This window comes from Priestia sp. SB1, from assembly GCF_038898415.1.
Genome location: NZ_JBBJSS010000006.1, coordinates 118,217 through 134,251, shown reverse-complemented (window position 1 = coordinate 134,251; position 16,035 = coordinate 118,217). Strand labels below are relative to the sequence as shown.

The window sequence follows — 16,035 nt, the reverse complement described above, 5'->3', positions numbered from 1 at the left end:
GCTTATGGATTTATTTCACTGCCTATGAAGATACCTACAATGCTTTATAAAGGGTTCGGCATTTGTCGCGAAAAAGGCGTCTGTTTTTACAGAGCTTTCTTTCGTGATATGTGTTTAGACACCTTATGAACGCAAAAAGCTGTGGGATCACCACAGCTTTTTTTGTTTACCTTTTTCATTGCCTTCTAATAAATAGGTATCTTCATATGTGATGACAAATCATAGTGAGGAGAAAAACCATGAATACGATGACATTTGAAAAATTGCAGTATCATCAATTAAAAGAAATCGTAAAAGCTCACTGCGTAAGTGAGCTGGGAAAACAATTAATGGATAAACTTCAGCCGAGCACATCTCTTAAAACAGTAAAAAACCGACTTAAAGAAACAACGGAAGCACGAAGACTTCTAGATGCTGAGAAATCACTTCCCCTGTCAGGTGTCTCAGGTATAGGAAGAGTCATCGAAAAGCTTGAAAAAGGCATGATTTTAGAGCCTGAAGAGCTAATGCGAGTATCCGATTTTTTAAAAGGCTGCAGAAAAGTAAAACAATATATGGTCGATAAAGAATTTTTTGCTTCGCTCTTAAGTTCCTATGCCCATTCGATGAAAGAACTGACAAGTATAGAAGAGGAAATTAATTTTGCGATCAAAGCTGGAAAAGTAGACGCTGCGGCAAGCAAAGAGCTCAAGCGTATCAGAAGACATATAGAAGGAACGGAAGCTAAAATTTCAGAGCAGCTTGCAAAATTTTTACGAAACGGTAAAAACAAAGATTATATTCAAGACTTCTTCATCAGTAAAAAAGGAGACCGCTATACGATTCCGATCAAGGCATCCTATAAAAATCATGTTGGAGGAACGATTGTTGAAACATCTTCTAAAGGGTCAACAGTGTTCATAGAGCCGGCATCTATTACAAAGCTGAATGCGGAACTAGCGATTTTGAAAGCAGAAGAAGAGGTAGAAGAATATCAAATTTTAGCGTCTTTAACAGGTTTAGTGTTAGAGAAGCTAGCTGATATTCATATTAATTTAGAGCTAATTAGCCAATACGACATGGTGTTTGCCAAAGCAAAATACAGTAAACAGGCAGACGGAATCGAACCTAAAATTAATGATTATGGATATATTCATTTAAAAGGCGCATATCACCCGCTGTTAACTGGTAAAATTGTTCCGCTTCACTTCGAAATTGGCGAGAATTATCGAAGCTTAATTATTACGGGACCTAACGCAGGAGGAAAAACCGTTGTCTTAAAAACGATTGGGCTACTGACACTCGCTACAATGTTAGGATTTCATATTACAGCTGAGGAAGGAACAGAAATTGCATTGTTTGAACATATTTTTGTCGATATCGGCGACAACCAAAGTATTGAAAATGCGCTGAGTACCTTTTCCTCACACATGAAAAATATATCGGCTATTTTGCAAAAAGCAACGAACAATACGCTGCTCCTATTTGATGAAATTGGCAGCGGCACCGAACCGAATGAAGGAGCTGCACTTGCGATTGCAATTTTAGAGAAGTTTTATCATATGGGCTGCATAACGGTCGCGACTACGCATTACGGAGAAATTAAGCGTTTCTCAGAAATTCATCCTGACTTTATGAATGCCGCGATGCAGTTCAACAGTAAAACATTAGAACCGCTGTATCAGCTGTTAATTGGCACATCTGGAGAAAGCAATGCGCTTTGGATTTCAAAGAAGATGAAGGTAGAAGAAGAGATTTTACAAAAAGCAAAGTTCTATATGGAAAGCAAATCGTATGATACAGAAGTTGTCAGAGAAAATAAAATAAAAAAACCAACTATTTTGAAGGAAAAGAAAAAAGACCGTGTTGAATATCAAATGGGAGATCGAGTCAAGCTGTTAGATTATGAAAATCATGCGATTGTGTATAAGTCTAAAGACAACACAAACAATATAGTCGTACTCTATCAAAATGAGTTAATTGAAGTAAACGTTAAACGAGTAGCTCTTGAAATCAAAGCTGCTGAATTATATCCCGAAGGCTATGACCTCGATTCATTATTTATTAGCTATAAAGATCGAAAAGAGCAGCATGATCTGCAGCGAGGATCAAAAAAAGCATTGCGGAAAATTGAAAAAGATATACGGAAAAATAGGTAAAACAAAAGCCCAACACTTGTAGGAAAGTGCTGGGCTTTTGTTTTTATGCAGCTTCTCAACAATACATAGCTCCCTTTTGTTAATGACTTAAAAGGTAAGGAGGTTTCCTTTAGCTATATTAGTAATCTATAGGTGTAAAAAACATCTCTCACCTCTCTAATGTACCCAAGAGACGTGTTTAATAAATTATTCCTTTGCCGGAATGGGAAGACTCTTGAGCGTTGTAAAACAAAAAGCCATTTTTTTCGCAAAATGTAAAGGAGGCTCTACAGATTGAATATGAAGATACATAAGGACCGGTTCTGTAAAAAGCCAATGGTTATGCAAAGCGCTTACGATAAGACCTTGCCGCGCAGCAGCTTCTGTAAAACGAGGGATTTCTTCTTGTAAAATAGCAATCTCAGCCAAGTTTAGCGCATTTCCCTGTGCGTCTATCGCCTCAAATGATACGCCAACAGGAACGACAGAGCTGCTTTTCCGCCCTTGAACAGAAGCCTGAAAGCTTCTTTTAAGCGACACTGAGCATCCTGTTGGACTAACTTTGCTTTTAGCGTTTAAAATCTGCCCAAACTGCTGACATATCTCACTTGTAGTATACATATAAGCCCCTGCCTTTCTTCTATACTCTTAGTAAGCTTTATGACATAAGAGCTTCACTTATGCAAACCGTGTTCTTATAAAAAAATCCTCTTCACGATGAAGAGGATTTTTTTATTATTCAGCATGCGATGAACGTTCGTTTAACAAATTTTCATAAAAACGAGCAAGTGAAGCAGAAAGGTATGGAATAGACCATAAAAAGCCGATTCCTACTGTAATAATACTTAATAAAAACCAGCCAAGAAAGCTTAGCAGCAGCAGGAAGTACTGTCCTTTATAACCATTCATCAACCTGCGGCTTTCTGTAATCGCTTGATTCATCGAGTAAGTAGGATTGTCTTTACAAATATAGTACGTTTGTGAATATGCCAGTGCTTTAATAATTCCAGGAATTAGTAAAAGCAGCGACCACAGCATCACATAAAGAGTCATAAGTACATAAATTCCTAATGACTTTACATAAAGGCCAAAGTCTTGGAATGTTTTAAACAAGTGCCCCAATTGAACAGATTCACCTCGTGCTAGACCTAAAAATGCCCAGTAGTTCGCCATTAGAAGAGGCGAGAAGACAATAGCAAAGGCAGTTGAAATCCATGAAGCGGAATCAGATTCATCTTTCATCCAATTGTCATAGCCTCCGCTTGCCACAATTTCAAATGGAATAGGCAGAAGCGTATATACTCCGTACGTCACCACCGTCAGTAGAATCGCAAGTCCCCAGCGATTCTTTAAAGAAGCTTTAGCTTCTCTTTTAATCGTACCGATGTTCATGTTGTTCCTCCTTTAATGTTGCAAAACAGTATCTTTTTGCTCGTATTAACATGTAAACCATGCACAATTGTTAATTTTGTATGAAATGAAAATAATAGTCAATAGGTTCTGAGATGAAAAGAGCGCTCTTACAAAAATTTTTACTAGACAGATAGAAATCTCTAAGTAGGTACAATCTGCTTTTGAAGAAGGAGGAGGTGCAAAAGCACTGTGTGCGATGTTTTATTTTAGTTTGAAGTGAAACCCTCATGGAAAGACTTTCTAAGATAGGAGGGATTTCTATGTTTGAAATGATTAAAATGATGCAACAAGTCTTAAACGAAAAAGAATTTTCTTATTGGGTTCATCAAGATCTTTTTAGTTTTCAGTGGTGGCTCATAGTAGTGATAAATGCACTTTTCCTGCTGCTTTTTTACTTTTTTATTGATAGACAGCATCTCTTTTTTATGCTTCTCGTTTTTTTTATCAGCTTTCATATAGTCGGCTTGGTAGATGAATTCGGTAAATTTTTTAATCTGTGGTGCTATCCTCACCAGATGCTTCCATTTACCGATCGCTTCAATACGGTTGACTTTGCTATTATTCCGGTAAGTATCGCACTCGTCTACCAATTTTTCAGCAAATGGAAATTTTTCTTTATCGCACATATTATTACGTCTGCCGTTATTGCTTTTATAGGCATTCCGATATTCAAAGCGCTGTATTTGTACCAATTGCTGAACTGGTCGATGTTTTATTCATTTCTTACCGTATTCGTCATGGGAATTGTCGTGAAAATGATTAGCGATTGGATTGCGGGTAAGAAGAGAGGCTATAGTGTTAGCTAAACAAACAATACTCCTGTCTATTTGAGATAGGAGTATTATTTGTTTAAGGCAAAACGGCAGTATTCCTTTATAATAAATGTAAGAAAGAATGAGAGGAGACTGTGAACGTGGAAAAAGCGAATATCACCCGAACATTTTATGAGTTAGAATGCAGCCACTTAAAATCAGAGATACGAACCTCTGCTAAAGAGCTTTCAAACATTCTTGCAGATGGTTACGTGGAGTTTGGCAGTTCAGGCAGGGTATGGAAACGAAAAGATTACAATCACAATCATGTACTTTCGCCAGATGTATTTGAGATCTCTCATTTTCATGTAGACGTATTGTCTCCTGACTGCGTATTAACTACCTATCATCTTATGAACCATACGGCAGAAAAAAAGACGCTTCGCAGCTCTATTTGGCGAAAAAGAGAAGAAAAGTGGCGCTTGTTTTTCCATCAAGGCACAGTGACAAACGGTGAGTAATAAATAAGATTATTCGGTTATTATTATACTTTCCCTCTATTTGATGCTATGATGAAAGTATATTTTGACGTAAGGGATGTTTTGAAATGAGCAAAAATAACGTAAAAAAAGAAGTGTTTTCATGGATTAAGTCCATTGTTATTGCATTGGTTATAGTAGTGGGAGTCCGCCATTTTTTATTTGCGCCAACTACGGTTCACGGTGAATCGATGTATCCAACGTTTGAAGATTCAAACCGCGTTATTTTAAATAAAATCAGTGATGTCGATCGCTTTGATATGATTGTATTTCATGCACCGGATGCAGATGAAAACTATATTAAACGTGTAATTGGACTGCCAGGAGATACGGTAGAAATGAAAAACGACGTTCTCTATATTAACGGCAAAGCTTATAAAGAGCCGTATTTAAAAGAATCTAAAAAATCTCTTGCACCTAATGAAAAATTCACGGAAGATTTTACGCTTCAAACGCTGCCTGCAACTGATGGCAAAGTGAAGGTACCGAAAAATTCACTGTTTGTCATGGGGGACAACCGTCGTGTAAGCCATGATGGACGAGCATTTGGCTTTATTTCACAAAAATCAGTGATCGGAAAAGTGCAGTTTCGCTACTATCCGTTAAATGAAGTGGGCGAACCGAAATAAAAAAGATAGAAAGACTGACGAAATTTAATCCGTCAGTCTTTTTTTGTTGGGTGAAAAGAACTGATTTAAAAAAAACGATTTGCTTTATACAAGTTAAACATCTTCTAAGGAATCAGTAAATTAGACCTTATGTTACTTCAAAGTAAGAGGTAGTACTGATAGATAAGCAGTTTTTATGGGTATACAGATATATGAAGATAAAGAAGTAAGGATTTTGGAAAGGAGTAGGTCAACATGAAAAACGTATTAATCATTAACGGACACGAGTATTATAAAAAGTCAAAAGGAGAGTTAAATCAGACGATTTTTAATGAAATGCAGCATTTACTCGCTGATCAATTTGACATTAAAACAACGGTGGTTGATAAAGGCTACGAAGTAGAAGAAGAAATTGAAAAGTGGCTATGGGCTGATGTTGTGATTATGCAGACGCCTGTTTACTGGTTCAGCATTCCCGGAAAGTTTAAGCAATATATTGATCGCGTGTATATGGATAACATTTTCTTTAAAGGCTCCAATCAATACGGGCGAGGCGGCTTATTAACAGGGAAACAATACATGTTTTCTCTTACATGGAATGCGCCGGAAGCGATTTTTAACAATGACGAAGCTTTCTATGAAGGAAAAAGTTTAGACGAAGCCATTATGCATTTGCATAAAATGAATCAGTACGTCGGTATGAGTCCACTTCCAACATACTCTATTCACGATGTAGTTAAACATCCAAACATTGATCACTACAAGCATAAATTACAAAATCACGTAGCAGAAGTATTTGGAATAGGAGAGCGCCAATAAAAATCGATATCTACAAAAAACCTGACTAAACAGTCGGGTTTTTTTATTCCCTTTGACACAAAATTCGTAGTCAAAAACAGTTTTTCTTTTTCTTTCTGAGTACTAGAGAAATGTCTACAATGGTAAGGAAGAGTTAACCATCAAGTTGCACAACAATTCGACCAGAAGTGGTAATGAAAGCGTAAACATTTTGGTGAAGATCAGTGATAGAATAAATTTAAGCAAGGGGGGAGCAATTGATGCATCTAGATGAAAGGAGCAATTTAATTTTAAAACGAGTGGTTAAAAATCCAGGTATTTCCAATTCAGAATTAGAGAGAAAATATCATCTTTCACGGAGGCAGATTAGCTACAGTTTTACAAAAATTAATGACTGGTTAAAGAGTAATAACTACCCAAAAATTCAGCGAACGAACGGGGGGAAATTTATTATTGATCCTCTTCTAATGGAACTGTTTACTGAAAAAGTCGAACACTCTGCTGGAAGTTATATTCCGTCTGAAAAAGAAAGAGCTCAATTGGTTTTGCTAATGCTATTAAGCAGCGAAGAAGAATTATCTTTACTTCATTTCTCCAGCTCGCTATCAGTGAGTAAGAATACGGTATTAAGAGATATGAAATATACACAGAGAATTGTAAATGGTTATCATCTTGAAATTATTTATTCGCGAATGCACGGATACGACATAGTAGGAAGTGAGTGGAATAAAAGGAAGCTGCTTATTGAAGTACTCCGGACCGTATATGACATGTATCAAGGCGAGACGTATATTCAGGCATATACAGGAATTTCAAGAGAAGAAATTAAGAGATTAAAAGAGCAAATGGAAAAAGTAGAAAAGCGTTTAGCACTTCAATTTATCGATCAAAAAATAAAACTTCTTCCATATACAATAGCTATTTTGTTAAAACGAATTAAAAAAGGAAACTTAATTAAAGATTCTTATCATATCGACTATGAAGAACTGTCGGATACAAAAGAGTTTGAGGCTGCCGAAATTTTAATTGAAGATGCTGCTTGTATCCCAAAGGAAGAACGTTTATTTATTACATTACAATTGCTTACTTCTAACGTTCTATCCTCCCAATTTTTAAGAGATGAAGAAACTCTTGAATTAAAATCTTCATTAAAAAAAAGCCTTGCGTTATTTGAGAAAAAAGCATGTATTACTTTTAAAGAAAAAGAGAAGCTGCTTCAAAAATTAGTGCTGCATATGAAACCAGCTTACTACCGCATTAAATATCAGCTAACTACTAACTATTCAATAATTGAAAAAGTTAGTGAAGAGTTTGAAGCCATTCACTACATTGTAAAAGATTCATTAAAGCCTTTTGAAACTTATATTGGCTGCCCTATTCCTGAAAGCGAAGTGATGTTCATTACCGTTTTTATTGGCGGACATTTAATTAACAGTGGCGAAACGATACAGCTGAAAAAGAGAGCGGTGGTTGTTTGTCCTAACGGGGTATCCATTTCACATTTGATGGAGCACACGCTGCGCGATTTATTTCCAGAGTTTTATTTCTACGAAGCTCTTTCGATTCGAGAATTTGATCAATCAAAAGCTGAATTTGATATGGTATTTTCTCCTGTTCCTGTCCAGACTTCTAAACATTTATTTATTGTGGAACAATTTATTTCCGATTTTCAAAAGCTCCAGCTTCGGCAGCGAGTCATTCAAACCATATTCGGTTTAAATACATCCGTGGTGAACATTGAACAGTTAATAAGTGTCATTGAAAAATACGCAAAAGTTGATCAGAAGTCTCAACTTCAAAAAGCACTGCAAGATTATTTTTCTCTCCAAGTATTAAACGAAACAAGTAAAAATCAAGAATACAGTTTAGCAGATTTAATTACACCTGAAACAATTGTGCTGCGCGATCAAGTGGAAAGCTGGAAGGAAGCTATTTCAATAGCCGCTGCCCCGCTTTTACATAAAGGTATTATTACTGAAGCTTATATTGATAAAATGCAGGAACAATATCCGTCTATGTCTCCACATATTGTACTAAGACTTAATGTTGCAATACCTCACGCAAGCCCTGAGGACGGTGTTCAAGCAGTAGGCATGAGCTTACTTAAGTTAAAAGAAGGCTTATTATGCGGAGAGCAAAAAGTTCATTTTATTGTTGTTATCGCAGCTATTGATAAAAAGAAACATTTAAACGCTATGCTGCAGCTGATGAAGTTAGCGGAAATGAACGGGGTAATAAATGAGATGAAACGGCTAAACGAAAAATACAAAATCTATGAAATAATTAAAACGCACTCTATCTAATCATGGTACAGAATGTATAGCAAGGAGGATACAATCGTGACATTACAGCCTTTTTTAAAAGAAGAGTTAATGAAGTTAAATAGTGTATGTAAAGATCAAACCGATATCTTTGAAATGGTGTACAAAGAGGCATTTGGCAAAGGGTATGTCAGTGAAAATTTTCTGACAAAAATTAAAGAAAGAGAAGCATCTTTTCCGACAGGTCTTAAAATAGGCGATTACAGCGTAGCAATCCCTCATACAGATCCAGAGCACGTTTTTGAACAATTTATTAGTTTGGTTACCTTACAAAAACCTGTATCGTTTTATTTAATGGATGACAATACAAAAAAAGTGGATGTGCGCATTGTGCTTCTATTAGGTTTAAACCAGCCTCACACCCAGTTAACAGTACTTCAGGAGCTGATGCAAACAATTCAAGATCAGCAAAAAATAGAGCAATTATTACAGGCTGAAAATCAAAGGGATGTTCAAGCTATTTTTAACGGAGTTGAAAAAATTATTACAAAAGGGGAGAAGTAAAATGAAAAAGTATACGGTATTAGTAGCGTGCGGAGCGGGAATTGCAACATCAACAGTGGTGTGTGAACGAGTAGAAAATTTATTAAAAGACAACAGCATTAACGCAGAAGTTGTGCAGTGTAAAATTGCCGAAGTAGCTTCTCGCCAAGAAGGAGCAGATTTAATTGTATCGACAACGATTTTACCTACAACATATAGCATTCCGGCATTAAGCGCAACCTCCTATATCACAGGGATTGGCATGGAAGCACTGGACCAAAAAATAATAGATGCCTTAAATAAACCAGTTGCAAATTGATTCGTCAGAAAATTAAAAATAATAAATCGGGAGATGAGTAGAATGAAAAAATATACGGTATTAGTAGCTTGCGGAGCAGGAATTGCAACATCAACAGTGGTGTGTGAACGAGTAGAAAATCTATTAAAAGACAACGGGATTAACGCGGAAGTTGTGCAGTGTAAGATCGCTGAGGTAGCCTCTCGTCAAGAAGGAGCAGATTTAATTGTATCGACAACGATTTTACCTACAACGTACAGCATTCCAGCATTAAGCGCAACCTCCTATATTACGGGAATTGGTATGGAAGCACTGGATCAAAAAATTCTGACGCATTTACAAGCATAGGTATCACGTGTTGCCTCCATTTTAGAAAATGACAAAAGAAAAATGAGGGATGGATATGGATAAACTTCTATCAGGTGTGCAGGCAGTATTAAATCTAGGACCTACAGTTATTTTACCAATTGCCATTTTTATCTTAGGCCTGTTATTTAAAACAGGTGCAAAAAAAGCGTTTAAATCCGGAATTACAATAGGAATCGGTTTTGTCGGGATCAACTTAGTTATTGATTTACTTGTAAAAAACTTAGGACCAGCAGCACAAGCAATGGTTGAACGATTTGGTCTAAACCTAACTGTTATTGATACAGGATGGCCTTCTGCCGCTGCAATATCTTGGGCATCTCCCGTTGCAGCTATACTAATTCCTGTTTGCTTGTTTGTAAATATTATTTTGCTTTTATTAAAACTGACTAAGACGCTTGATATTGATATTTGGAACTACTGGCACTTTATCGCTGCTGGTGCAACAGGATACGTCGTCACAGGAAGCTGGTGGTTTGCAATATTGTGTACCGTTCTGTATGAAATTGCTGTTTTATTTGTAGCAGATAAGACGGCGCCAATGGTTCAAAAATTTTACGGGTTAGAAGGAATTTCTCTTCCTACGGGCTCTACAGCTGCGTTTGGACCAATTGGTATTTTGGTAGGTATGGGTGTATCAAGGATTCCAGGGATTAAAAGGTTGAATGCAGATCCCGAATCTATTCAAAAACGTTTTGGTATTTTCGGTGAACCAATGATGATGGGGTTAATCTTAGGATGTGTAATCGGTATATTAGCAGGCTATGACCTCGGTAAAGTTTTTCAGGTAGGTATTTCAATGGGAGCGGTTATGCTTTTGATGCCTAGAATGGTTAAAATCTTAATGGAAGGACTTATTCCAATTTCTGAAGCAGCTCGTTCTTTTCTTCAAAAACGATATGGTGATCGTGAAATATATATTGGATTAGACGCCGCTCTTGCAGTAGGACATCCATCCGTTATGGCTACAGCACTATTACTTGTCCCCATTACATTACTTTTAGCTGTCATTCTGCCTGGGAATAAAGTATTGCCGTTTGGGGATTTGGCTACCATTCCTTTCTATGTAGCTTTTGTTGTGGGCTCATTAAGAGGAAATATTATACACTCTCTTATTTCGGGCACCGTTATGGTAGCGCTATCACTTTACATGGCAACGAATTTCGCAGATGTGCATACGCAAATGTTATCAGGAGCTCAGTTTTCGATGCCGGAAGGTGCAACACGAATTTCAAGTTTAGACATGGGAGGAAACTTATTTAACTGGCTTATTCTTAAGTTCTCTCAGCTGTGGGCTTCTATTTTTTAAAATAGGCATAAACAGGAGGTAAGGCAATGAAAGCGGCCGTGCTGCATGAAAAAAATGAAATTATTTATCAAGATATTGGCATTGATTCCTGCCGAGCGAATGAAGTCAAAATAAAAGTAATGGCAGCAGGAATATGCGGATCGGATACACACAAAATGACAAGCAGATGGAAGTATCCGTTGCCTGCCATTATGGGTCATGAGTTTGCTGGATATATCGTTGAAAAAGGGGCAAAAGTAACAGATTTGAACGTTGGGGACAGAGTAGCTGCTATTCCGTTTAAACCGTGCAACGCATGTGAATATTGCCAAAAAGGGCAGTATTCGTTATGCGAAAACTACGGAATGATTGGTGCTCAAGCATTTGGTGGATTTGCTCAGTATGTCAATATTTCAGCTTCTAATGTTATACAAGTAGGAGAGATGGACTTTGAAGAAGCAGCGATGATAGAACCTTTAGCAGTAGCGCTTCATGGAGTACTTAATATTCATCCGCAAATAGGAGACACCGCAGCGGTCTTTGGAGCAGGAGTCATTGGTATGCTGGCGATTCAATGGCTGAAAATTGCAGGTGTAAAAGAAATCATTGCCATCGATATTTCTAGTGAAAAGCTTGCAGAAGCAAGGGCCATGGGTTGCGAAAAAGTGATTCATGCCCGTTATGAAAATGTCTTTGAAAAAATTAATGAATACACAAAAGGGAGAGGGGTGGATCTTGCACTCGAATGCGCAGGTTCCCCTGTCACTCAAGAGCAGTGCCTGCTCGTTACTCGTAAAAAAGGGAAAGTTGGATATTTAGGTATTGCTTATTCAGATGTGTGTTTATCTGAAGCAGCATTTGAGAGTATTTTTAGAAAAGAGCTTACGTTACAAGGTTTCTGGAACTCTTATTCTGCACCGTTCCCTGGGAAAGAATGGGAAACAAGCGTTGACTTTGTTTTAAATGGAAAGATTAGATTAAAAGAGTTAATTTCTCATCGCTTCAAGTTAGAAGACACGCAAAAAGCATTTAATATGATTATTAATCGAGAAGAAGCTTATGGAAAAGTATTAATAATTCCAAATAAGGAGTGAAAAAAATGAAGGCAGTCATGAAGGTAGAGCCAGGCTACGATAATATGCTGTTAAAAACAATCCCTGAATCAGAAGTTCAGAAAAACCAAGTGAAGATTAAAGTAGCGTATACCGGAATATGCGGTACGGATATCCACACGTTTACAGGTCAATATAAAAATTCCCAGACGCCGGTTGTGCTCGGGCATGAGTTTTCCGGTATAGTCGTTGAGGTAGGAGAAGATGTAACAAAAGTAAAAGTTGGCGATAAAGTAACGAGTGAAACAACATTTGTGACGTGCGGAGAGTGTGAGTACTGCTTAGAAAAAGACTATAATCTGTGCGCTCATCGAAAAGGAATAGGTACACAAATAAACGGCAGCTTTGCTGAATATGTTATTTCACGTGAAGAAAGTGTCCATGTGCTGCCGGATACAGTCGACTTAAAAGCAGCTGCTTTAACTGAGCCTCTAGCTTGCTGCGTCCATGCAGCTTTAGAAAAGACAGTTGTTAAAAAAGAAGATAAAGTATTAATTTTTGGTCCAGGACCCATTGGTTTACTGCAAGCACAAGTTGTAAAAGCACAAGGCGCGTTTGTTATATTAGCAGGTATTACAAAAGATCAGAAGCGATTGGAGCTAGCTAAGTCCTTAGGAGTTGACGTAGCGGTAGATATCCACAAAGAAAGCTTAGAAGAAATGGTGCTGACCTATACAGACGGATACGGTGTTGACAAATTATTTGAGTGTTCAGGTGCTGTTCAGGCGTTAAACCAAGGCTTGCCTCTGGTTAAGAAAAAAGGAACGTTTGTACAAGTAGGGATTTTCTCCGAAAAATTAAACCTTTTAGATCAAGAATCTATCATTCAAAGAGAAATTACATATATCGGCACGCGTTCTCAGAAACCAAGTTCTTGGCATATTGCTTTGAAACTTCTTGAAGAGAAGAAAATTAATACAGAGAAAATGATCACTAAAATTGTGCCTCTAGATTATTGGCGTCAAGGATTCGAAGCCGTTCTATCAGGTAATGAAATAAAAGTACTTGTTCAGTCGTAGAAATGAACTATATAAATAATGTAAATCAGGGGAGGGAGGAAGTGTGAAAGATACGCAAATGGAAGCCGGTTTATATTGTAACAGTTGCAAAGAAGAGCTTCCTCACCACGTTTACTATATTAACGGCAAAATTGTACGCGTAGAGTGTCAAGAATGTAGGCGTACAATGGTATTTAAAGTTGATGTTTTGAAAGAGTTCTATAAAGAGGTCTACAAGCGTGTCTCTACTAAACCTAACCGAGTATCAAAAGAATATAAAAAAGATATAAATAGATTTTTAACTGGAATTCCGATAAGGTTAGTGAGCAAGCCTTATCGTCTAATGAAAGATTTTAATGAATCCATGCATACTATTCACCGCTACAAAAAATGAACTGCTAGAAAATAAAGGGCGGGTTGCCTGTTGTTATAGCTGATGCATCAATGCGTTTTTTCTAGCTACATAAAAAAGCTGCTTTCTATACATGCAATGTATAGAAAGCAGCTTTTTTACGTGACAGTTTCAAACTTCAGGGTGTGAGGTGGGGGTAGTTTTTGTTTACCCGTCTATATCTAAATAAAACAATCTAAATGATAATGAAGTAGAAATTATTTATTCCGTTTGTTTATAAATTGTTTAAATATAAGATGAAGCAGTTTAGCTTTGGAAAATAAGGGAAGAAGCATACTAACTTGCCTGTGTATATTTAGAAAAGGAGGGATAAAGATGTCGTTAGCTCATTTTGATGATATTTCAGAAATTTGCTATGCATGTGAAAAACAGCCTCTTGGGAAAAGACAAAAACGCATTGGCGTATGGACGGAAAAAGAAATGAGAAAGCCTGTTGAAGAGAGAGTAGAAAATCAGAAGGTGGTCGCACTTTCTCGTTAACGTAAAAAAGCCTTTAGCTCATCTAAAGGCTTTTTTACGTATTGGCGTTTGGACATGTGTGAAGGGTCATAGAAGCAATCGTTATAAATCTTCTAGTCTTTGAACTTTTTTGCCTTCTATTTTATGCTGTTCCATCGTTTCTTTTAACTCTTTGTTCGCCGTTGTCATGGTCGTTTCATTTGTTACGCCCATAAATGACCAGCCGTGAGATTCAAGCCAGTACTTGAATTCCCGCAAAAACTCTTCCTGCGTTCCTCCCGTATGATAAAAAGCTCCTTGAATCGTAATAGCCGGTTTTTCCGTATTATACGTTACATACATTTTATTTGCACACATCCAAATGGACCTCCTTTATTAATAAACAAACGTAAATTGACAAAGAAGCGCTGAATCATTCCTCAATAGTTACACTATTTCTCTATTTGACTGCTGTTTTCCTTTTAATCTCTGCGATTAATCATAATTAAATCAAGTTTTTTACAGAAAGAGGAATGTAAGTAAACAGATAAAAAGCGCGTTTCGCAATGAAATCGTCATATTTCTACATATTCTTTAAGGGTCATGTAAAAGTTGTAACATAATGAATGGCACTGTAAGAAACTTAATCCAATTAGAACAAATGTTACTGTTTTTTTTAATGAAAAGGCGAATCTATGTGCTAAGGTAATAACAGGTTCAAATTTTAGGAGGTAGTTTTTGTGAGTAAAAAACGTGTAAAAAAATGGGCAGTTGCTTCTGCAGCGTCTGTAGCATTTCTAGCAAGTCAAGGAACAGCATCAGCAGCAGCTTCGCACAAAGTCGTAAAAGGAGATACCTTGTGGGGGCTTGGCCAACAAAATGGGGTTACGGTAGATGAGCTGAAAGGCGCTAATAACCGCCAAAACGACATGATTTACGTTGGAGAAACATTAACGATTCCTGACCAGGGACAAGCACAACCTGCCGCTAGTCCGGCAACATCTGTACATACAGTAGCACAAGGCGAAACGTTATATCATATTGCAACACAAAACGGCATGACTGTGGATCAGTTAAAAGCTGTTAACGGTTTACAAAGTGATATTATTACCATCGGACAAACATTAAAACTTCAAGGAGAAGCACCGGCGCCGTCACAAACTGCTCCGTCTACATCGGTTTCTGCACAAGATCAAGATTTACTAGCTAGATTAGTAGAGGCAGAAGCAAAAGGCGAGCCGTACCAAGGAAAAGTAGCGGTAGCAATTGTGGTATTAAACCGTGTAGCTTCACCGGAATTCCCAAATAGCATTCACGACGTTATTTATCAGCAGCTAGGAAACGGCGTATATCAATTTTCACCAGTAGCAAACGGAGCAATTAATCAACCTGCATCAGAAGAATCAAAACGAGCGGTAAGCGAAGCATTATCAAACCCGCATGAAAACGATGCGCTGTTTTTCTATAATCCGAAAATCGCTGAAAGCCAATGGGTTGCAACGCAGCAAGTAACGGCAGTTATCGGAAACCATGTATTTGCAAAATAAGTAGATTTCTTTCAAATATAAACATATATTTCATATATATGTAATGTTCATACAAAGAGTCTGCTACAAAAGTATCTTGGTTAAAGTAAAATCCAAACTATTAATATTGATAGTTTGGATTTTTTTGTTATGGTGAAAGTAGGTTTCGTATATGTAGAGGTACTTCTAGCTGTTGATTGGAGGGTAAGGAGAAGACTCCTGGGGAGAAAACGGAACAAATGAGACCCCGCAGGAGCCCATGCAAAGAGGAGGCTTATCGGCCGCCCGCGGAAAGCGAGGCCTTGCACGGAAATCAACAGCGGTGAAACAAGCAGTCCAGATCATTTATTCCTATTATTCGTCTTTAAATGAGGGCGAGTTAGGTATGTTTTAATCTCTTATGTATGAAGAGAGAAATAGCTCTTTTTAAGTTTAATTGAACCTTAAAATGTCTTAACAGATCCATCTGTTAAGACATTTTTTTGCTTTAATTTTAAGAAAACCATTGATTATTTAGAGAATAATGGTATTATAGGGGTAGTCAATTGATAATGATAATCATTTAC

At 37.2% G+C, this 16,035-nt stretch carries 19 protein-coding genes; 16 read left to right on the top strand and 3 right to left on the bottom strand.

The window, feature by feature from the left end; all coding sequences use genetic code 11:
• Positions 1-239 precede the first annotated feature (239 nt).
• Entirely contained in the window at positions 240-2,138 is a 1,899-nt protein-coding gene (locus WKH56_RS22355) for an endonuclease MutS2 (RefSeq protein WP_243494868.1), read from the top strand.
• A gap of 186 nt (positions 2,139-2,324) precedes the next feature.
• Here the strand turns inward: WKH56_RS22355 and WKH56_RS22350 are convergent, their stop codons facing one another.
• On the bottom strand, positions 2,325-2,738 hold the full coding sequence (locus WKH56_RS22350; protein WP_063247363.1) for a DUF1259 domain-containing protein: 414 nt from the start codon (positions 2,736-2,738) through the stop codon (positions 2,325-2,327).
• Positions 2,739-2,852: 114 nt separating this feature from the next.
• Positions 2,853-3,509, bottom strand: a complete 657-nt coding sequence (locus tag WKH56_RS22345; protein WP_063247362.1) for a DUF975 family protein — start codon at positions 3,507-3,509, stop codon at positions 2,853-2,855.
• Positions 3,510-3,790: 281 nt separating this feature from the next.
• Between WKH56_RS22345 and WKH56_RS22340 the strand changes: the two genes are divergently transcribed.
• From WKH56_RS22340 to WKH56_RS22280, 13 genes are all read left to right on the top strand, one after another.
• Positions 3,791-4,336: a CBO0543 family protein gene (locus WKH56_RS22340; RefSeq protein WP_310883949.1), complete on the top strand. Its 546-nt coding sequence runs from the start codon at positions 3,791-3,793 to the stop codon at positions 4,334-4,336.
• A gap of 107 nt (positions 4,337-4,443) precedes the next feature.
• Complete coding sequence (locus WKH56_RS22335; RefSeq protein WP_154973758.1) at positions 4,444-4,803, top strand: nuclear transport factor 2 family protein; 360 nt, start codon at positions 4,444-4,446, stop codon at positions 4,801-4,803.
• A gap of 86 nt (positions 4,804-4,889) precedes the next feature.
• Positions 4,890-5,450 carry a signal peptidase I gene (lepB, locus tag WKH56_RS22330; RefSeq protein ID WP_243494865.1) on the top strand — a complete coding sequence of 187 codons (561 nt, stop codon included), beginning with the start codon at positions 4,890-4,892 and terminating at the stop codon, positions 5,448-5,450.
• A 234-nt stretch (positions 5,451-5,684) separates the two neighbouring features.
• Positions 5,685-6,248 (top strand): NAD(P)H-dependent oxidoreductase, encoded by a 564-nt coding sequence (locus WKH56_RS22325; protein ID WP_310883948.1) that lies wholly within the window; start codon positions 5,685-5,687, stop codon positions 6,246-6,248.
• Positions 6,249-6,487: 239 nt separating this feature from the next.
• Positions 6,488-8,530 (top strand): BglG family transcription antiterminator, encoded by a 2,043-nt coding sequence (locus WKH56_RS22320; RefSeq protein WP_342836874.1) that lies wholly within the window; start codon positions 6,488-6,490, stop codon positions 8,528-8,530.
• Between the two features lie 36 nt (positions 8,531-8,566).
• Positions 8,567-9,052: a PTS sugar transporter subunit IIA gene (locus WKH56_RS22315; RefSeq protein ID WP_310883947.1), complete on the top strand. Its 486-nt coding sequence runs from the start codon at positions 8,567-8,569 to the stop codon at positions 9,050-9,052.
• Between the two features lies 1 nt (position 9,053).
• Positions 9,054-9,350: a PTS sugar transporter subunit IIB gene (locus WKH56_RS22310; RefSeq protein WP_243494863.1), complete on the top strand. Its 297-nt coding sequence runs from the start codon at positions 9,054-9,056 to the stop codon at positions 9,348-9,350.
• 42 nt (positions 9,351-9,392) lie between these two features.
• Complete coding sequence (locus WKH56_RS22305) at positions 9,393-9,677, top strand: PTS sugar transporter subunit IIB (protein ID WP_013057899.1); 285 nt, start codon at positions 9,393-9,395, stop codon at positions 9,675-9,677.
• A gap of 55 nt (positions 9,678-9,732) precedes the next feature.
• Positions 9,733-11,004, top strand: a complete 1,272-nt coding sequence (locus WKH56_RS22300; protein ID WP_063247355.1) for a PTS galactitol transporter subunit IIC — start codon at positions 9,733-9,735, stop codon at positions 11,002-11,004.
• A gap of 26 nt (positions 11,005-11,030) precedes the next feature.
• Complete coding sequence (locus tag WKH56_RS22295; RefSeq protein WP_310883946.1) at positions 11,031-12,077, top strand: galactitol-1-phosphate 5-dehydrogenase; 1,047 nt, start codon at positions 11,031-11,033, stop codon at positions 12,075-12,077.
• 5 nt (positions 12,078-12,082) lie between these two features.
• Entirely contained in the window at positions 12,083-13,114 is a 1,032-nt protein-coding gene (locus WKH56_RS22290; protein WP_310883945.1) for a zinc-binding dehydrogenase, read from the top strand.
• A gap of 43 nt (positions 13,115-13,157) precedes the next feature.
• Complete coding sequence (locus tag WKH56_RS22285; RefSeq protein WP_057244395.1) at positions 13,158-13,487, top strand: hypothetical protein; 330 nt, start codon at positions 13,158-13,160, stop codon at positions 13,485-13,487.
• Positions 13,488-13,820: 333 nt separating this feature from the next.
• Positions 13,821-13,985 carry a hypothetical protein gene (locus tag WKH56_RS22280; RefSeq protein ID WP_013057894.1) on the top strand — a complete coding sequence of 55 codons (165 nt, stop codon included), beginning with the start codon at positions 13,821-13,823 and terminating at the stop codon, positions 13,983-13,985.
• 81 nt (positions 13,986-14,066) lie between these two features.
• Here the strand turns inward: WKH56_RS22280 and WKH56_RS22275 are convergent, their stop codons facing one another.
• Positions 14,067-14,321, bottom strand: coding sequence for a hypothetical protein (locus tag WKH56_RS22275; protein WP_013057893.1), 255 nt, complete (start codon positions 14,319-14,321; stop codon positions 14,067-14,069).
• Positions 14,322-14,683: 362 nt separating this feature from the next.
• Here WKH56_RS22275 and WKH56_RS22270 point away from each other — a divergent pair, with 362 nt between their 5' ends.
• Both WKH56_RS22270 and WKH56_RS22265 read left to right on the top strand, forming a co-directional pair.
• On the top strand, positions 14,684-15,490 hold the full coding sequence (locus WKH56_RS22270; RefSeq protein WP_310883944.1) for a cell wall hydrolase: 807 nt from the start codon (positions 14,684-14,686) through the stop codon (positions 15,488-15,490).
• Between the two features lie 238 nt (positions 15,491-15,728).
• The gene (locus WKH56_RS22265; protein WP_255219778.1) at positions 15,729-15,863 is read left to right on the top strand and encodes a hypothetical protein; all 135 of its coding nucleotides are present in this window, start codon (positions 15,729-15,731) and stop codon (positions 15,861-15,863) included.
• The last annotated feature ends 172 nt before the right edge of the window (positions 15,864-16,035 follow it).